Annotated in this window: 13 protein-coding genes; 6 read left to right on the top strand and 7 right to left on the bottom strand. The window is 68.4% G+C overall.

Going from position 1 to position 15581, the window contains the following annotated elements; all coding sequences use genetic code 11:
• Positions 1-10: 10 nt before the first annotated feature.
• Positions 11-1258 carry a D-mannonate dehydratase ManD gene (gene manD / locus ASE78_RS17810; RefSeq protein WP_156349082.1) on the bottom strand — a complete coding sequence of 416 codons (1248 nt, stop codon included), beginning with the start codon at positions 1256-1258 and terminating at the stop codon, positions 11-13.
• Between the two features lie 107 nt (positions 1259-1365).
• Between manD and fucP the strand changes: the two genes are divergently transcribed.
• Genes fucP through dacB form a run of 3 tightly spaced genes read left to right on the top strand, consistent with a single transcriptional unit; the run spans position 1366 to position 5334 of the window.
• Positions 1366-2691: an L-fucose:H+ symporter permease gene (gene fucP, locus ASE78_RS17805; protein WP_082467311.1), complete on the top strand. Its 1326-nt coding sequence runs from the start codon at positions 1366-1368 to the stop codon at positions 2689-2691.
• Positions 2692-2725: 34 nt separating this feature from the next.
• The gene (locus ASE78_RS17800) at positions 2726-3964 is read left to right on the top strand and encodes a dicarboxylate/amino acid:cation symporter (RefSeq protein ID WP_056499013.1); all 1239 of its coding nucleotides are present in this window, start codon (positions 2726-2728) and stop codon (positions 3962-3964) included.
• Positions 3961-5334: a D-alanyl-D-alanine carboxypeptidase/D-alanyl-D-alanine-endopeptidase gene (gene dacB, locus ASE78_RS17795; RefSeq protein ID WP_056499010.1), complete on the top strand. Its 1374-nt coding sequence runs from the start codon at positions 3961-3963 to the stop codon at positions 5332-5334. Before ASE78_RS17800 ends, dacB begins: the two co-directional genes overlap by 4 nt.
• Here the strand turns inward: dacB and ASE78_RS17790 are convergent.
• From ASE78_RS17790 to ASE78_RS17775, 4 genes are all read right to left on the bottom strand, one after another.
• A complete protein-coding gene (locus ASE78_RS17790) occupies positions 5329-6771 on the bottom strand; it encodes an MFS transporter (RefSeq protein WP_235515140.1) in 1443 nt (480 codons plus the stop codon). The two genes, dacB and ASE78_RS17790, sit on opposite strands and share 6 nt — an antisense overlap.
• Positions 6768-7697 (bottom strand): DUF808 domain-containing protein, encoded by a 930-nt coding sequence (locus tag ASE78_RS17785; RefSeq protein ID WP_056499348.1) that lies wholly within the window; start codon positions 7695-7697, stop codon positions 6768-6770. Before ASE78_RS17785 ends, ASE78_RS17790 begins: the two co-directional genes overlap by 4 nt.
• 74 nt (positions 7698-7771) lie before the next feature.
• Positions 7772-8815, bottom strand: a complete 1044-nt coding sequence (locus tag ASE78_RS17780; RefSeq protein ID WP_056499007.1) for a glycosyltransferase family 4 protein — start codon at positions 8813-8815, stop codon at positions 7772-7774.
• Entirely contained in the window at positions 8812-9687 is an 876-nt protein-coding gene (locus ASE78_RS17775; RefSeq protein WP_235515139.1) for a UDP-2,3-diacylglucosamine diphosphatase, read from the bottom strand. Before ASE78_RS17775 ends, ASE78_RS17780 begins: the two co-directional genes overlap by 4 nt.
• A gap of 263 nt (positions 9688-9950) precedes the next feature.
• Here ASE78_RS17775 and ASE78_RS17770 point away from each other — a divergent pair, with 263 nt between their 5' ends.
• Entirely contained in the window at positions 9951-10646 is a 696-nt protein-coding gene (locus ASE78_RS17770) for a class I SAM-dependent methyltransferase (RefSeq protein ID WP_056499002.1), read from the top strand.
• 24 nt (positions 10647-10670) lie between these two features.
• Entirely contained in the window at positions 10671-11282 is a 612-nt protein-coding gene (locus tag ASE78_RS17765; RefSeq protein WP_056498998.1) for a hypothetical protein, read from the top strand.
• Between the two features lie 141 nt (positions 11283-11423).
• On the opposite strand, the gene ASE78_RS17760 is transcribed toward ASE78_RS17765, so the two are convergent.
• The gene (locus ASE78_RS17760) at positions 11424-13088 is read right to left on the bottom strand and encodes an aminotransferase class III-fold pyridoxal phosphate-dependent enzyme (RefSeq protein WP_056498995.1); all 1665 of its coding nucleotides are present in this window, start codon (positions 13086-13088) and stop codon (positions 11424-11426) included.
• A gap of 44 nt (positions 13089-13132) precedes the next feature.
• Between ASE78_RS17760 and asd the strand changes: the two genes are divergently transcribed.
• Entirely contained in the window at positions 13133-14008 is an 876-nt protein-coding gene (gene asd / locus ASE78_RS17755; protein ID WP_200911083.1) for an archaetidylserine decarboxylase, read from the top strand.
• Positions 14009-14164: 156 nt separating this feature from the next.
• Here asd and ASE78_RS17750 read toward each other — a convergent pair whose 3' ends face one another.
• Positions 14165-15538, bottom strand: a complete 1374-nt coding sequence (locus ASE78_RS17750; RefSeq protein WP_056498992.1) for a sensor histidine kinase — start codon at positions 15536-15538, stop codon at positions 14165-14167.
• Positions 15539-15581: the final 43 nt, after the last annotated feature.

Below are 15581 nucleotides of genomic sequence, written 5' to 3'. Positions count from 1 at the left end.
GGCTATGGCATCACCAGTGCCACAGCGTCCCGTCGACCAGCCGCGCGACCGGCAACTGCTTCGGGCTATAGGGATATTTCGCTGCCAGCGCCTCGTCGATGTCGACACCGTGGCCGGGCGTGTCGCCAACCTTCAGATACCCGTCCTCGAACCGGTAATCGTGCGGAAAGACCTCGTCGGTTTCGGGCGCATGCGCCATATATTCCTGGATGCCGAAATTCGGGACCCAGGTGTCGAAATGCAGCGCCGCCCCCATGCACACCGGCGACAGGTCGGTCGCGCCATGGCTGCCGGTGCGGACATGGTAGAGCGAGGCGAGATCGGCGATCCGGCGCAACTGGGTGATGCCGCCGGCATGGACCACGGTCGCGCGGATATAGTCGATCAACTGCTCCTCGATCAGCGTGCGGCAGTCGTGGATCGAATTGAACACCTCGCCCACCGCCAATGGCGTGGTGGTATGCTGGCGGATGATGCGGAACCCCTCCTGATTCTCGGCCGGGGTCGCATCCTCCATCCAGAACAGGTTGTACGGCTCCAGCGCCTTGCCCAGCCGCGCCGCCTCGATCGGGGTCAGCCGGTGGTGGACGTCGTGGAGCAGCTCGATCTCGTCGCCATGCGCCAGCCGGATCGCCTCGAACAGCTTGGGAGCATGGCGCAAATAGGCGGGCGTCGACCACAAGGTCTCCTGCGGCAGCGCGCCGCCCGCCGGTTCGTAGATCTTGCCCGCGCCCGACCCGACGCCATAGGCACCCTTAACGCCGGGCACCCCCGATTGCGCCCGGATCGCGCGATAGCCCAGCGCGCGGTAATGGGCGACGGTATCGACCGTCTCCGCGATGTCCGTGCCATTGGCATGGCCGTACACCAGCACGCCGTCGCGCGACCGGCCGCCGAGCAACTGGTAGAGCGGCAGCCCGGCGACCTTCGCCTTGATGTCCCACAGCGCGGTATCGACCGCCGCGATCGCGGTCATCGTCACCGGCCCGCGCCGCCAATAGGCACCGCGATACAGATACTGCCAGACATCCTCGATCCGGTGCGCGTCGCGCCCGATCAGGACGGGGACGACATGCTCGGTCAGATAGGCGGCGACCGCCAGTTCGCGCCCGTTCAGCGTTGCGTCGCCGATGCCGTACACCCCCTGATCGGTTTCGATCTTCAGCGTGACGAAATTGCGCCCCGGACAGGTCACGATCACCCGCGCGTCGCGAATGACCAGCGGTGCGCCGGGCGCGGGATTGGATCGACCTGTCATCGTGCGACTCTCCTGGTATCATGCGGGCATCGTCGTGCGCCTGCGCCATTCGTTAGCGCTAACAACCCGAAGAATGAACCCGGAAATCGCCGGGTCGAGAGGATGCCATGCCGATCCCGACCATTCCCGTCCCGCCCCCGCCCGGACCGTCGCCCGATGGCGGGCGTCATCCGTTCATCACGCCGGGCTATCGCACCGGCTTCGTGGTCATCGTCAGCCTGTTCCTGCTGTGGGCGGTCGCCAACAACTTCAACGACATCCTGATCCGCCAGTTTCAAAAGGCGCTGGCGCTCAACCGGGCGGAAGCGGGGTTCATCCAGTTCGTCTTCTACCTCGGCTATTTCGTCATGGCGTTGCCCGCCGGGCTGGTGATGCGTCGCTTCGGCTATCGTGCCGGCATCCTCGCGGGGCTCGGATTCTATGCGCTGGGGGCGGTGCTGTTCTATCCCGCGGCGGACGTGCGGGTGTATGGCGCATTCCTCGGCGCGCTGTTCGTCATCGCCGCCGGCGCGGCGTTCCTCGAAACAGCGGCCAACCCCTATATCGTCGCGTTCGGCGATCCGGCCCGCGCCGAACAGCGGCTCAATCTGGCGCAGGCGTTCAACGGGCTGGGCGCGACGCTCGCCCCCAGCCTCGGCGCATGGTTCATCTTTTCGGGCGTCGAACACGATGCCGCGACGCTGGACGCGATGAACGCCGCCAGCCTCGACGCCTATCGCGCGGCCGAGGCGCAGATGGTGCAGCTCCCCTATCTGGTGCTGGCCGGAGTCGTCGTGCTGGTGGCGGCGGTGGTCGCGGTCGTCCGTCTGCCGCCGATCGCGCATGACGCGCCCGGCGGCACGCTGCGCGGGATCGGATCGGTCTGGCGCGTAGGCGCGCTGCGCGGCGCGGTGATCGCGCAGTTCTTCTATGTCGGTGCGCAGGTTGGCGTGTGGAGCTTCTTCGTCGATTTCGTCAAGGCGATCAGCCCGGCGACGTCCGAACGCCAGGCCGCCTATTATCTGTCGATCAGCCTGTTGCTGTTCATGATCGGCCGCCTCGCCGGCGCGGCGCTGATGCAGCGGATCGCGGCGGTGCGACTGCTCGCGCTGTTCGCCATCGCCAATATCGTGCTGACGCTGGTCGCGGCCTTCGCCGGGGGCACCGTCGCGATCGGGGCGTTGCTGCTCACCGGCTTCTTCATGTCGATCATGTTCCCGACGATCTTCTCGCTAGGGCTGCGCGATCTGGGGCCGCAGGCGACCTTGGGCGCGCCGCTCATCATCATGGCGGTGATCGGCGGCGCGCTCTTCCCGCCGCTGATGGGCTGGCTCAGCCGGGGTGCCTTTACCATCCAGCATGCGATGCTGCTGCCCTGCCTCGCCTTCGCCGTCGTCCTGGCGTTCGCGGTATGGATGCAGCGAAGGGTGGCATCGCCGCAGTGCGCAGCCTAGCATCGCCGCCGGGGACCCAAGGGGGAGTGGCGGATTGAAGGGGTGGTTCGCTATTCCGTTGTGGCGGCGGGTGCTGGGCGGCCTCGCGCTCGGGCTGCTGCTCGGGCTGTTCTGGCCGCAGGCCGCGCCGTCGGTCGCGATCCTCGGCGACCTGTTCGTCCGGGCGATTCGCATGCTGGTCGCGCCGATCGTGCTGGTGACGATCGCCGCCGGAATCACCCAATTGGCCGATCCGGGCAGACTGGGGCGGATCGGCGGACGCACCGCGCTGCTGTTCGCCGCGACGACGCTGGTGGCGGTCGCGGTCGGCATCGCCACCGCGCTGCTGGTCCGGCCCGGCGTCGGCGCGGGCGTCGGCGGCGCGGCACCGCAGGACCTCGGCGCGATAGCCACCCCCTATGCGCAACTGGTCGGCATCGTGCCGCTCAACATCGTCGAGGCGCTGACGAAGGGGGACATGCTCGCACTGATCTTCGTCGCGATCCTGACCGGATGCGGCACGGTGCTGGCCGGGGAAGCCGGCGCGCCATTCGCCCGACTGCTCCAGTCGCTGTCGGCGGTGTTGCTGCGCATCGTCACGCTGGTGATGGAGGCGACCCCGTTCGGGGTGTTCGCGCTGATCGCCAATGCGGTGGCGAGCGGCGGCGCGGCGGTGTTCGTCCATATCGGCTGGCTGGCGCTGGCGGTGCTGATCGGGTCGCTGGTGCAACTGACGGTGGTTCACGCCGCGCTGGTGCGGCTGGTCGCGCGGCTGCCGGTGCGGCCCTTCTACGCGAAGATCGTCGATGCACTGGTCGTCGCCTTTTCGACCGCGTCCTCCTCCGCCACCTTGCCGGTGGCGATGCGGATCGCGGGCGAGCGACTGGGGATCGCGCGGCCGGTCTATTCCACCGTGCTGCCGCTGGGGGCCAGCATCGGCAAGGACGGGACGGCGATGTATGTCGGCCTGCTCGCCACCTTCGCGTTGCAGGCGTTCGGGGTGCCGCTGACGCCAGCGGTCCTGGTAACGGTATGGCTGACTGGCGCGCTGGCCGCGTTCGGCACCGCGCCGGTCCCGTCGGCGTCGCTGTTCATGCTCGCCGCCGTGCTGTCGGCAGTGGGCGTGTCGGCGGAGGCGACCGCGCTGGTCGTCGGCTTCGTCCTGCCGTTCGACCGGCTGCTCGACATGACGCGGACGGTGCCGTCGGCCAGCGCCAATCTCGGCGTGGCGCTCGCCGTCGCGCGGATCGAGGGCGCGCTCGACCATGATGTCTATCTGGAGCGACGCCGATGAGCGTCGTTCTCGCGCTCCTGCTGGGTGCCGCACCGGTCGAGGCGCAGGTTCGCCAGGTGCTGGCGGAGGCACCGGCGGGCACCCGCTTCGGGCTGGTCGTGGTCGACGATCAGGGCACCGAACACATCGCCATCGCCCCCGACGACCGGTTCGTGCCGGCGTCGAACACCAAGATCTTCACCACCGCCGCCGCTTTCGCGATGCTGCCGGTCGACGGGCCGGATACGGCGGCGACCGGGGTCCGGCTGGAGGGTGACGACGTCGTCCTGGTCGGCGCGGGCGATGCGCGGCTGTCGGCGGCGGCGGATTGTGTCGTCGACTGTCTCGCGACGCTGGCCGATGCCGTCGCCGCGCGGACGCGACGGGTGGGCGACGTGATCGGCGACGACAGCGCCTTCCCCGATCAGCGCTGGTCGCCCGGCATGGCGTGGAACAACATCCCCACCCGCTCGGGCACCGGCGTGTCGGCGCTGACCCTCGACGACAATGAGGCGACACTGACGGTGCGGGTCGATGGCGAGGGCCGGGTGACGGTGGCCGGCGCGAGCTATTACCGGATCGAGTCGCGAGTGATGGTCGGCCCGCGCAGCGCGATCGGCGTCGACCGGATGCCGGGCAGCGACCTGCTGCGCATCCATGGCACGATCGCGCCGGGCACGGTCGAGACGATCCGGGTCGGGATCGACAATCCGGCGCACTATGCGGCATGGACCTTCGCCGCGATGCTGCGGGCGCGCGGCATGGCGGTGCGCGGGCATATCGGCGTGCGCCACCGGCCATGGCAACCGGGCGACGAGCGCGCGGTCGTGCAGCGCGCCGCGCCGCCGGCGATGCTCGCGACCACCGCCCCCGCACCGTTGCCGGACGACCTGCGCATCACCAACAAGACCAGCCAGAATCTGCACGCTGAACTGCTGCTGCGCCGGATCGGCGCGCTGCGTGGCGGCGGATCGATCGGCAACGGGATCGCGCGGATCGCGGTACTGATCGAGGCGGCGGGCGTGCCGCGCACCGCATGGGACCTGTCCGACGGGTCGGGCATGTCGACCTACAACCGGGTATCGCCGCGCGCGATGGTGCGGTTCCTGCGCTGGATCGATGGCCAGCCATGGGGGGCGGCATGGGTGTCGACGCTGCCGGTGGCGGGGGTCGACGGCACGCTCGCCCGGCGGTTTCAGGGCACGGCGCTCGCCGGGCGGCTGTCGGCCAAGACCGGATCACTGTCGGGCACCTCGGCGTTGGCCGGGGTGATGACCGCCGCGAGCGGACGGCGGCTGACCTTCGCCTTCTATGCCAATGATGTCCCCGAGGGCGGTTCGGCGACGGCGATCATGGACCGCGCGCTGCTGACGATCGCCGCCGCGCTATAATGCCGGTTTCGGCCTGACAACGAACGGCACGAACAGGATCGCGGCGAGGCTGAGCAGCGCCGAGAGCAGGAAGAACCCGTCATAGCCGATCGCCACCACCATGCCGCCCCCGGCCCCGGCGAGCAGGCGCGGCAACAGAAAGGCGAACCCCGACAGAAAGGCATATTGCGCGCCCGCGAAGCGCGGATCGACCAGCAGCGACAGATAGACGACGAACACCGCCGCCGCCATCGCATTGCCGAACTGATCGGCGGCGGTGGCGAGGTACAGCCATGCCTCGACCGGCGGGCGATGTGCCAGCCAGACGAAGCCGAGGTTACCGATCGCGGCAAACAACGCGCCCATCGCCAGCCCCCGGCCGGGCGACCAGCGCGCGGCGATCCATCCGCCCGCGCCGATGCCCGCGATCGTCGCGGCGAACGCGACATGGCTGTCGGCCAGCCCGATCTGCGTCAGGCTGTAGCCGAGCGAGCGGATCATCGGCTTCGACAGATTCAGCGCCAGCACGTCGCCCATCCGGTAGAGCGAGACGAACGCCAGCAGCACGATCGCCACGTGGTCGTAGCGGCGGAAGAATTCGACATAGGGTCCAAGCGCGAGCGAGGTTCGCAGCCGGGACGTGGGGCCGGCACGCCGGATGCGCGGCAGGGCGATCGCCATCGCGACGAACGGCAGCATGCAGGCGAGCAGGACATAGGGGGTGACATTGGTCGCCGCGCCGATCCCGCCGGCGCTACCCGCCGCGACCACGCCCCAGGTGATTGCACCGGCGACGAGCCCCACGACGGTCAGGATCGCGGCGCTCGCCAGCAGACCGGTGAGCAACGCCACCGTCCGGCGCCCCTCGCCCTTCATCATGGCGATGAGCGGAAACGGCAGCAGCGCGCCACCGGCGACGACGAGATAGGCGATGCCCCACCCGCCACGATCGGCGAGGAGCAGCGCGCCGCTGCCCGCCGCGACCATTGCCGAACGATAGCCCCACAGGTTCGCCGCCGCGATCGGCCCCTGTGCTTCGGGCGTCGGCGCTTGTTCGATCCGCCACGCATCGACCGCGATGTCGAGCGTCGTCGTCCAGAAGGCGAGCAGCACCGCATACCCTGCGGTCAGCCGCAGGTCGCGCGGATCGCTCATCCCCAGCCCGGCCAACGCGGTGGCGATGCCGAGCAGCGCCAGCAATATCCATCCGCGCCGCCGCCCCCAGCAGCGCGCGAAACCCGGCACGTCGTAGCGGTCGAGCAGCGGTGCCCACAGGAACTTGGCGCTGGGCAGCAACTGCACCCATGCGAAGAAGCCGATGACGACCAGCGCCGCCCCCGCCGCCTGCAACCGCAGCGCGAGGACCGTCGAGAACATCACGAGCGGCAGGCCGCTCGCGAAGCCGAGCAGCGCGAATAGCGGCAGGCGGCCGGGCGATGCCGGCCGAGCGATGCTCAATGCTTGCGCGGGATCAGGTGCAGCGCACCGACGACGATCCCGCCGACGATGATGCCGACCACCGCCGACAGCGCGGCGTTGACGATCCATGCGACCACCCCGCCAATCGCGGGCAGGGCTTGTGCAGCATGATGCGCGGTGTCGTGGATCAGGTGCGGCAGGGTGACGAGGCCGAATTCCTCCATGCCATGCACGATGATCTGTCCGCCGACCCACAGCATCGCCGCCGTGCCGATCAGCGCCAGCGCCTTCAGCAACACTGGCATCGCCTTCACCAGCCCGCGACCGACCGCCTGCGCGACCGCGCTGCTCCGTTTGGCGAGAGCGAGGCCGATGTCGTCCATCTTCACGATCAGCGCGACCGCACCGTACACCCCGGCAGTGATCGCGATACCGACCGCCGCCAGCACCACCGCCTGCATCCCGATGCCCATGTCGGGCAGTTCGGCGAGCGCGATCGCCATGATCTCACCCGACAGGATCAGGTCGGTGCGGATGGCACCTGCGACCTGCCGGTTTTCCAGTTCGACCGGATCGGTGATGGTCGCCGCTTCATCGGCTTCGTGGCCGCCGGTGAACGAACCGATGATCTTGTGCGCCGCTTCGTAGCACAGGAACGCGCCGCCGACCATCAGGATGGGGGTGATCGCCCATGGCGCGAACGCGCTGAGCAGCAGTGCGGCGGGCAGCAGGATCAGCAGCTTGTTCTTGAGCGAGCCCATCGCGATCTTGCCGATGATCGGCAGTTCGCGCGCCGGCGACAGGCCGACGACATAGCGCGGCGTTACCGCCGCATCGTCGATCACCACGCCCGCCGCCTTGGCCCCGGCACGGCTGGCCGCCGCCGTCACGTCGTCGAGCGAGGCCGCCGCCAGCTTCGCGATCGCCGCGACGTCATCGAGCAGAGCCACCAATCCACCGGCCATCGCCTGTTCCCCTTGTCCGTTGCGGACGTGGTAGCGGGCAAGATGCTGCGACGCCACGAAAAGCGTCGGCGGGACTATGGCGCGGGGGCGGGCACCTGTGCGTCGACCAGATTGCCGACGAACTGGTCGGTGCAGCGCGACCAGCAATAGCCGCTGCCGATCCGCGCGCAGGCGTCGCGATCGGCGGTGAGCGCGAGGGTGACGGCGCTGGCCAGATCGTCGTCGATCGCACCGATCCGCTCATGGCCGCCGCCCATCCCGTCGGTGCCGATGACGTCGAGCGGTCCGGGCACAGGATAGCCCGCGACCGGCGTGCCGCAGGCCAGCGCCTCGATCATCACGAGGCCAAAGGTGTCGGTACGGCTGGGGAACACCAGCACATCGGCGGCGCGGTACGCGGCGGCGAGCGCCGCGCCCTGCTTCACGCCCACGAACCGGGCGAGCGGATAGCGCCGTTCGAGGTCGGCGCGCGCCGGACCGTCGCCGACCAGCAGCTTGGTGCCCGGCACGTCAAGTGCCAGAAACGCCTCGATATTCTTTTCGATCGCGATCCGCCCGACATGCAGCAGGATCGGACGCGGCAGCGTCGCAAGGTCGAGCCGGCCGCCATCGGGCTTGAATAACGACAGGTCGACGCCCCGCGACCAGCGACGGGTATGGTCGATGCCACGGCTGGACAGCGCCTCGGCGACGCGAGCGGTGGCGGTCATCACCCCGCTGGCGCGGGCGTGGAAACGGCGCAGAAACGGCCAGAACAGCCCGGCCGGAAGATGCGTCCGCATCGCCAGATAGTCGGCAAAATTGGTGTGGAACGAGGTGGTGAAGCGCGCGCCGCGCGCCTTGCACCAGCCGCGCGCCGCCCAGCCGAGCGGGCCTTCGGTCGCGATATGGATCGCATCAGGATGGAAGGCGGACAGGCGCTTGCCCAGTTCACCACCGCACCCCAGCGCAAGGCGGATTTCGGGATAGCCGGGGCAGGCGCGGGTGGCGAAGCCGTCGGGGGTGAACGTCTCCACCACATGGCCGCGCTGCTGCAACCGGCCGATCGTCGTCTGGAGCGTTCGGACGACGCCGTTGACCTGCGGGGTCCACGCATCGCTGACGATCGCGATCCTCATGCGGTGGCGACCGCCCGGGGCGGGGCGAGCGCCTTCGCCGGGGCATTGGCGAGGTCCCTGCCCCATGTCTCGGCGCGCCAGTCGATCAGCGACATGGCCCCGCTGTGATCCTCGACCAGCGCGGTGCAGCTCTCCACCCAATCGCCGTCGTTGTAATAGGTGATGTCGCCGATCTGGCGGATTTCGGCGGTGTGGATATGGCCACACACCACGCCGTCGACGCCGTGTTCGGCGGCGGCATGCGCCACCGTTTCCTCGAACCGGCCGATGAAATTGACCGCGTTCTTGACCCGGTGCTTGGCATAGGCCGACAGCGACCAGTAAGGCAGGCCGAGCTTGCGCCGTCCGAAGTTCCAGACGCTGTTGGCTTTCAGCAGCGCGGTATAGGCATAGTCGCCGAGGAAGGCGAGCCAGCGGGCATAGAGCACCACGCCGTCGAACTTGTCGCCGTGAAGCACCAGCAGGCGGCGGCCGTCGGCGGTTTCGTGAATGTCCTCCTCGACCATCTCGACGCCGCCAAATTCGAGGCCGACGTAATCGCGGAACGCCTCGTCATGGTTGCCAGGGATGTAGATGACGCGGGTGCCGCGGCGCGCGAACTTCAGGATCGACCGGATCACGTCGTTGTGCGCCGAGGGCCAGTACCAGCCCTTGCGGATCTGCCAGCCGTCGACGATGTCGCCGACCAGATACAGCGTCTCGCATTCGATCGAATGGAGGAAATCGACCAGTTGCGCCGCGCTGCACCCCGGCGTGCCGAGGTGGACGTCGGAGATGAACACGGTGCGATACGAGCGTTTCGGTCCGTCGACCTGATAGGATTGCGGGTCGTTGATCCAGTCCGGTACCTTGCGCGCCAGTGATGTCATCATCGACCGATCGGACTTTTTTGCGACCGGACGAGCTTCCGTCCGGGATATTGTGGTCGTCGTCATCGTTTGCCTCCACGATAGCGGACCGGACCTGCGTCCTTGTTGCCATCGATCTAGCGGCATCGCGCGACACTATTGTTGCGCGGCGATGACGTGCGCTTGCATCAAACTGAAACCTTGGCGACTTCATACCGCCATCGCCGTGTCATCGAAGCGCGTCACCCTTTTTCGTCGGACCGCCGTCTCGGCGCTGACGTGAGGGAATGTACGTTTTGGCTCAGGAATTGAACCGCGTCGGCGTGGCCAGCGCCTATGACCGTTGGGCACCGATCTATGATCTGGTGTTCGGACCGGTATTCCGGCGCGGCCGGCGCGCCGCGATCGACGCCGCCGAGGAAGTGGGCGGGCGCATCCTGGAGGTCGGGGTCGGCACCGGCATCTCGCTGCCGCATTACCGCGCCGACAGCCGGATCACCGGCATCGATATTGCCGACCAGATGCTCGACAAGGCGCGCGACCGGGTGAAGCGGCTGAACCTGACCCAGGTCGAGCGGATCGCGATCGGCGATGCCGAGGCGCTCGACTTTCCTGACGCCTCGTTCGACGTGGTGGTCGCGCAGTACGTCGTGTCGGCGGTGCCGCACCCCGAGCGCGCCTTGAGCGAGTTCCTGCGCGTGGTGCGGCCCGGCGGGCTGATCGTCATCACCACCCGGCTGGGGGCGGAAACCGGGGTGCGATCGAAGATCGAGCGCGCGCTGATGCCCGTCACCAGCCGGCTGGGCTGGCGTACCGATTTCCCGTGGTCGGTCTATGGCGACTGGGCGCTGCGCCATCCGCATGCCGAACTGGTCGAACGCCGCCCGCTCCCGCCGCTCGGCCATTTCTCGCTCGTCTGTTTCCGCCGCACCGCCGACGGACAGGACAATACCCCGACGCTCGCGCACGCCGCGACCGCCTGAACCCCCTTGCACAAGGCTGCTACGATGTCCGGTTTCAAGGAAGCGTTGAAGGAACAGCGGTGGGACGATCACCGCTATTATCACCACAGCATCATCAACCAAGCGCTGCATTTCGTCAGCGCAACGACGTTCCTGATCGCTTATGTGGTGGTGTGGATAGACCCGGCCGTCGCCAGCCTGCTCGGCTGGCTGGTGGCGATGACCGCGCGGCAATCGGGCCATTTCTTCTTCGAGCCCAAGACCTACGATCACCAGAACCAGGCGACGCACGCCCACAAGGAAGAGATCAAGGTCGGCTACAACCTGTTCCGCAAAGTGGTGTTCATGGGACTGTGGGCGGCGACGCCGATCCCGCTGCTGATCGACCCGACGTTCTTCGGCCTGTTCGAGCCGCATGTCGGCTTCGTCGGTTTCCTGCGGCACCTTGCGCTGCTGTGGCTGGGCTTCGCGGTCGGCGGGCTGGTGTTCCGGGTGGTGCAGTTGTTCGTGCAGCGCGACGTGATGACTGGGCTGGTGTGGGCGACGAAGATCATCACCGACCCGTTCAACGACTTCGTGCTGTATCGCAAGGCGCCGGTGCAGTTGTTGAAGGGTGCGCGGATCGATACCGATCTGCAGGAAGCGGCACGGCATTAAGGCGCGCCGGGCAAGGGGGTAGCGCAGCTACTCCCGAGCCGAAGTAGGCGCGCCCGGCCGGCGGCGCGAAAAGCGCTGTTCGACGCCACGGGCTTTGCCCGTGGCGGGCCGGTGGAAGATTGCACTGGGCAGCATTCGCCATCACCGTCCTGCCCACCCCCGCCCGAAGCGCTTGGCGAGGGTTTCCTTCAGCACCGTCCGGCGCAGCAGCTTGTCGGTGGTGCCGGGCGCCGACCACCACCAGCCATCGGCCTGCATCGCGCGCGCCGCCGCGACGAAGCGCGCCACGACGTCGGCGAACGCCGCATCGTCATAGTCGAGGCTGAAGATCAGGCGGCCGGTGCCGACCCAGCTCAGCGCCAGCCCCTCCGCGCGCAGATAATATTGCAGCATCCAGTTGTAGCGCGACGGCACGGTGTAGGTCACGGTCCACACCGTCTGCATGCCCGCCGCGCGTACCGGGAGGTTGGCCGCCGCCATCGCCGCATTAAACTGCGCGATCCGCGCGTCCCAGCGGGTATCGACGCCGTCATACATTGCCTGAACCTGCGGCGAATCGAGGCGATCGAGGAACACGTCCATCGCCCCCATCACATACGGATGCGCGTTGAAGGTGCCGCGCGCGAAACAGATGTCGGCAGGGCGATCGGCGCGGAAGCGGGTCATCAGATCGGCACGGCCGCACAGCACGCCTACGGGTAAGCCGCCGCCCAGCGTTTTGCCATATGTCACCATATCGGGTGCCACGCCGAACGCCTCGGCCATGCCGCCCTTTGCCAAGCGGAAGCCCATGAACACCTCGTCGAAGATCAACACCACGCCGGCCTTGGTGCAGACGTCGCGCAGCCTGACCAGCCAGTCGCGATAGGCGGCGCGATCGAGATGGGCGGCGCGGCTGCTGTCGACCAGCGTGCCGTCGGAGGGTGCGCCCTTGTTGGGGTGGAGCGCCTGCAACGGGTTCACCAGCACGCAGGCGATGTCCTTGCGCGTGGCCAGCACATGGAGGGTGCGCTCGGACATTTCGGCCAGTGTCAGCGTGTTGTCCTGCGGCACCGGGTTGCCGATGCCAGGCTGCACATCGCCCCACCAACCGTGATAGGCCCCGGCGAAGCGCACCACCCGGCGACGACGGGTGTGATAGCGGGCAAGGCGCACCGCCTGCATCACCGCTTCGGTGCCCGACATGTGGAACGACACCTCGTCCATGCCGCTGATCGCCTTCAACCGGGCGACGTTGGCGGTGATGAGCGGGTGGTAGGTGCCGAGCACCGGGCCAAGCGCAGCGACTCGCGCGCTGCCCTCGGCAATGCACGATTTGTAGAAGTCGTGGCCGAACAGGTTGACGCCGTAGGAGCCGGCGAGGTCGTAAAAGACATTGCCGTCGAGGTCGGTGACGGTGACGCCGGCCGAGGATTCGTAGAATGCCCCGGTGGCGAGGCGATCACGGACCAGCGCACTGAACTGGAACGGCACGCGGTAGCGGCCGGTGAATTGCAGGTCAGACAGACCTTCGCGCAGGTCCTTCGTCGCGGCGACGGTTTTGGCGAAACGCTCGGCGTAGAGCGCGGAGAGGCGATCGAAACCGGCGCGGCGCTGTGCGGCGATCTCTGCGGGCACATCGTCGGCGGCGAAGAAGCGCGCGTCGTCATAGTCGTAGAAGGCGACCTGGCGCGCGATCCGCTGGCCCCAGCGGACATGGCCGGTCAGCGAGCCGTGCTTGGCGCGGCTGAGCGCGAGGCGGGTGCGCCCCCTGGTGGCGACGAGGCCGGCGGTGGCGGCGGCGAGAGCGAGAGCGAGCGGCGACATGGCTGACGCGAATATGACCCGATGACGAACTATTGATGACGGCGATGGAACAGACTTCGCCCAACCCGCTCGCCCGGATGATCGCCAGACTGACCGCGATCGAATCGCTCAACTATGCCGCGACGAACTGGCTGCCGCGCCGCACGCTTACGCGGGCGATGGGGCGGTTCAGCAAGATCGAGCAGCCGTGGATTGCCAGGGCATCGATCGCGGTGTGGCGGACGTTCAGCGCGGTCGACCTGTCCGATGCGGCGGAGACGCGCTGGCCCTCGATGCACGCCTGTTTCATCCGGCGGCTGCGGTCGGGCGCGCGGACCTTTGCGGCGAATGCGAATCAGATCGCGTCGCCGTCGGACGGGATTATCGTCGCGAGTGGTCGAATCGAGCGCGACAGCATCGTGCAGGCCAAGGGGCAGCGCTATTCGATTGCCGAACTGACCGGGGGTGAGGGCGAAGCCTATCTCGGCGGGAGCTTCGTGACGCTGCGGCTGACGGCAGGGATGTATCACCGGTTCCATGCGCCGCAGGACGGGACGGTCGACCGGGTGCGTTATTTTCCGGGCGATTGTTTCAACGTGAACCCGCCCGCGCTCAAACGGGTCGAACGGCTGTATTGCCGCAACGAGCGCGCGACGGTGCGGCTACGGCTGGACGATGGCACGCCGGTGTTGCTGGTGCCGGTGGCGGCGATCCTGGTCGCGGCGATCCGGCTGACCTTCCTCGACACGGTAAAGCTGCTGCGCGAGCGGGCGGAGCCGGTGGCGACGTGCGATGCGCGGCTGGAACAGGGCGAAGAGATGGGATGGTTCGAGCATGGCTCGACGATCGTGATGCTGTTGCCCGCGCCGTACCGGCTGGCCGAAGGGGTCGCGACCGGCGACCGGGTGTGGGCGGGGAACGTGCTGTTCGCGCGGGGGTGAGTCACCTTATTGCGCACAATTTCGTCATTCCCGCGCAGGCGGGAATCCATACACGCCGACGCTTGTGCTAGAGTCGTTACGGTAGCGTTTATGGATTCCCGCCTTCGCGGGAATGACGATTATGGGCCGGATAGCGGCGCGACGCGCCGGTCCACGTCAAGGCGTCGGAAAGCGCAGCGTCACGCACAGGCCGGGTTGCGCGTCGGACAGCTCGACGCTGGCGGCCATGCGTTCGGCTGCCGAGCGGACCACCGCCAAACCCAGACCGCTGCCGTCGGGGCCGTCCGCCGGCCCCAGCCGGACGAACCGCTCGAAGGCGCGGGCGCGGTCGGCGGCGGGGATGCCGGGGCCGTCGTCACGGACGATCAGCAGCACCGCATCGGGGGTCAGCGCCAGCGCGATGGTCACGGTGCCGCCGCGCGCGTTGTAGCGGATGCCATTGTCGATCAGGTTGCTCACGATCTCGAACAGCAGCGACCAATAGCCCGCGACGACGAAGCTGCGATCGTCGGCGGCATCGAGTTGCAGGTCGACCCCCGCCTCGATCCCCTGCGCGATGCGGCGCGAAATGACGGCGGTGGCGACCTTGCGCAGATCGACCTGTTCGAACGGGGCGGCGGCACCGGCTTCCTCGGCGCGGGCGAGCGACAGAAGCTGGGTAAGCAGCCGTTCGAGCCGGGTGACGGCATCGCCGATCTCGTCGAGCGCATCGGCCTCGCCGCGCCGGGCGAGTGCGACTTGCAGTTTCAGCACCGACAAGGGCGTGCGCATCTGGTGCGAGGCGTCGGCGGTGAAGCGGCGGGTGGCGGCGGTCGCGGTATCGAGCTGTGCCAGCAGCCGGTCGAAGGCGGTGGCAAGCGGGCGGAGTTCGATGGGCAATGGCCCCGGATCGAGCGGCGAGAGGTCGGGCAGCGCGCGGCCGTCGCGTGCCTCCACCGCGCCGCGCAGGCGGGCGAGCGGGCGCAGGCTCCAGCCGAGTGCCGGGCGCAGCAGCAGCACGGCGATGCCGACCAGCAGCAGCTCGCCGACCAGCAGCGCCACGACCAGCCGCCGGGTAAGCGCGGCGCGGTTGTCGAGCGTTTCGGCCACCTGCACCACCACCGGCTGCGCAATCGCGGGCAGCGCGCGGCGGACCTCGGCGATGCGGATGCGCTGACCGCGATAGGTGGCGAAGCGGAAGCGCGGCACGTCGGTCGTCAGATCGGCAGGATCGGGCGCGGGAAGATCGGCATAGCCGGTGAGCAGATCGCCGCCGACCGCGATACGGTAGTAGACGTTATCGCGCTCGCCGTTCTCCAGCATGCCGAAGGCAGCGGGTGGCAGGTCGAGCGTCACCTCACCGCGTTCGACCTCGACCGTTTCGGCGATCGCACCCAGCGCGCCGCCGAGCACGCGATCGTTGGTGCGGCGCACGACGTCGGCGATGAGCGTCGCGCCGACCAGCGCGACGACGACCGCCACCAGCGCGAGCGGGCCGAGCATGGCGGCGAGCAGGCGCGTGCGCAGCGCGATGGCGCGGGGGGCGGGCATCAGGGGACTATGGCTCCCCTCCCTGACAGGGAGGGGTTGGGGG

The sequence above is a fragment of the Sphingomonas sp. Leaf25 genome (genome assembly GCF_001421635.1).
GTDB lineage: Bacteria > Pseudomonadota > Alphaproteobacteria > Sphingomonadales > Sphingomonadaceae > Sphingomonas.
The sequence above is the reverse complement of the archived record's forward strand: the minus strand, read 5'-3'. Positions and strand labels throughout refer to the sequence as shown.

What these genes read in the sequence shown, in the direction of transcription:
- ASE78_RS17770 (WP_056499002.1), top strand. Translation starts at nt 9,951, where the DNA reads ATGTACGTTTTGGCTCAGGAATTGAACCGCGTCGGCGTGGCCAGCGCC.
- ASE78_RS17775 (WP_235515139.1), bottom strand. Translation starts at nt 9,687, where the DNA reads ATGATGACATCACTGGCGCGCAAGGTACCGGACTGGATCAACGACCCG.
- asd (WP_200911083.1), top strand. Translation starts at nt 13,133, where the DNA reads ATGGAACAGACTTCGCCCAACCCGCTCGCCCGGATGATCGCCAGACTG.
- dacB (WP_056499010.1), top strand. Translation starts at nt 3,961, where the DNA reads ATGAGCGTCGTTCTCGCGCTCCTGCTGGGTGCCGCACCGGTCGAGGCG.
- ASE78_RS17750 (WP_056498992.1), bottom strand. Translation starts at nt 15,538, where the DNA reads ATGCCCGCCCCCCGCGCCATCGCGCTGCGCACGCGCCTGCTCGCCGCC.
- ASE78_RS17780 (WP_056499007.1), bottom strand. Translation starts at nt 8,815, where the DNA reads ATGAGGATCGCGATCGTCAGCGATGCGTGGACCCCGCAGGTCAACGGC.
- fucP (WP_082467311.1), top strand. Translation starts at nt 1,366, where the DNA reads ATGCCGATCCCGACCATTCCCGTCCCGCCCCCGCCCGGACCGTCGCCC.
- ASE78_RS17785 (WP_056499348.1), bottom strand. Translation starts at nt 7,697, where the DNA reads ATGGCCGGTGGATTGGTGGCTCTGCTCGATGACGTCGCGGCGATCGCG.
- ASE78_RS17765 (WP_056498998.1), top strand. Translation starts at nt 10,671, where the DNA reads ATGTCCGGTTTCAAGGAAGCGTTGAAGGAACAGCGGTGGGACGATCAC.
- manD (WP_156349082.1), bottom strand. Translation starts at nt 1,258, where the DNA reads ATGACAGGTCGATCCAATCCCGCGCCCGGCGCACCGCTGGTCATTCGC.
- ASE78_RS17760 (WP_056498995.1), bottom strand. Translation starts at nt 13,088, where the DNA reads ATGTCGCCGCTCGCTCTCGCTCTCGCCGCCGCCACCGCCGGCCTCGTC.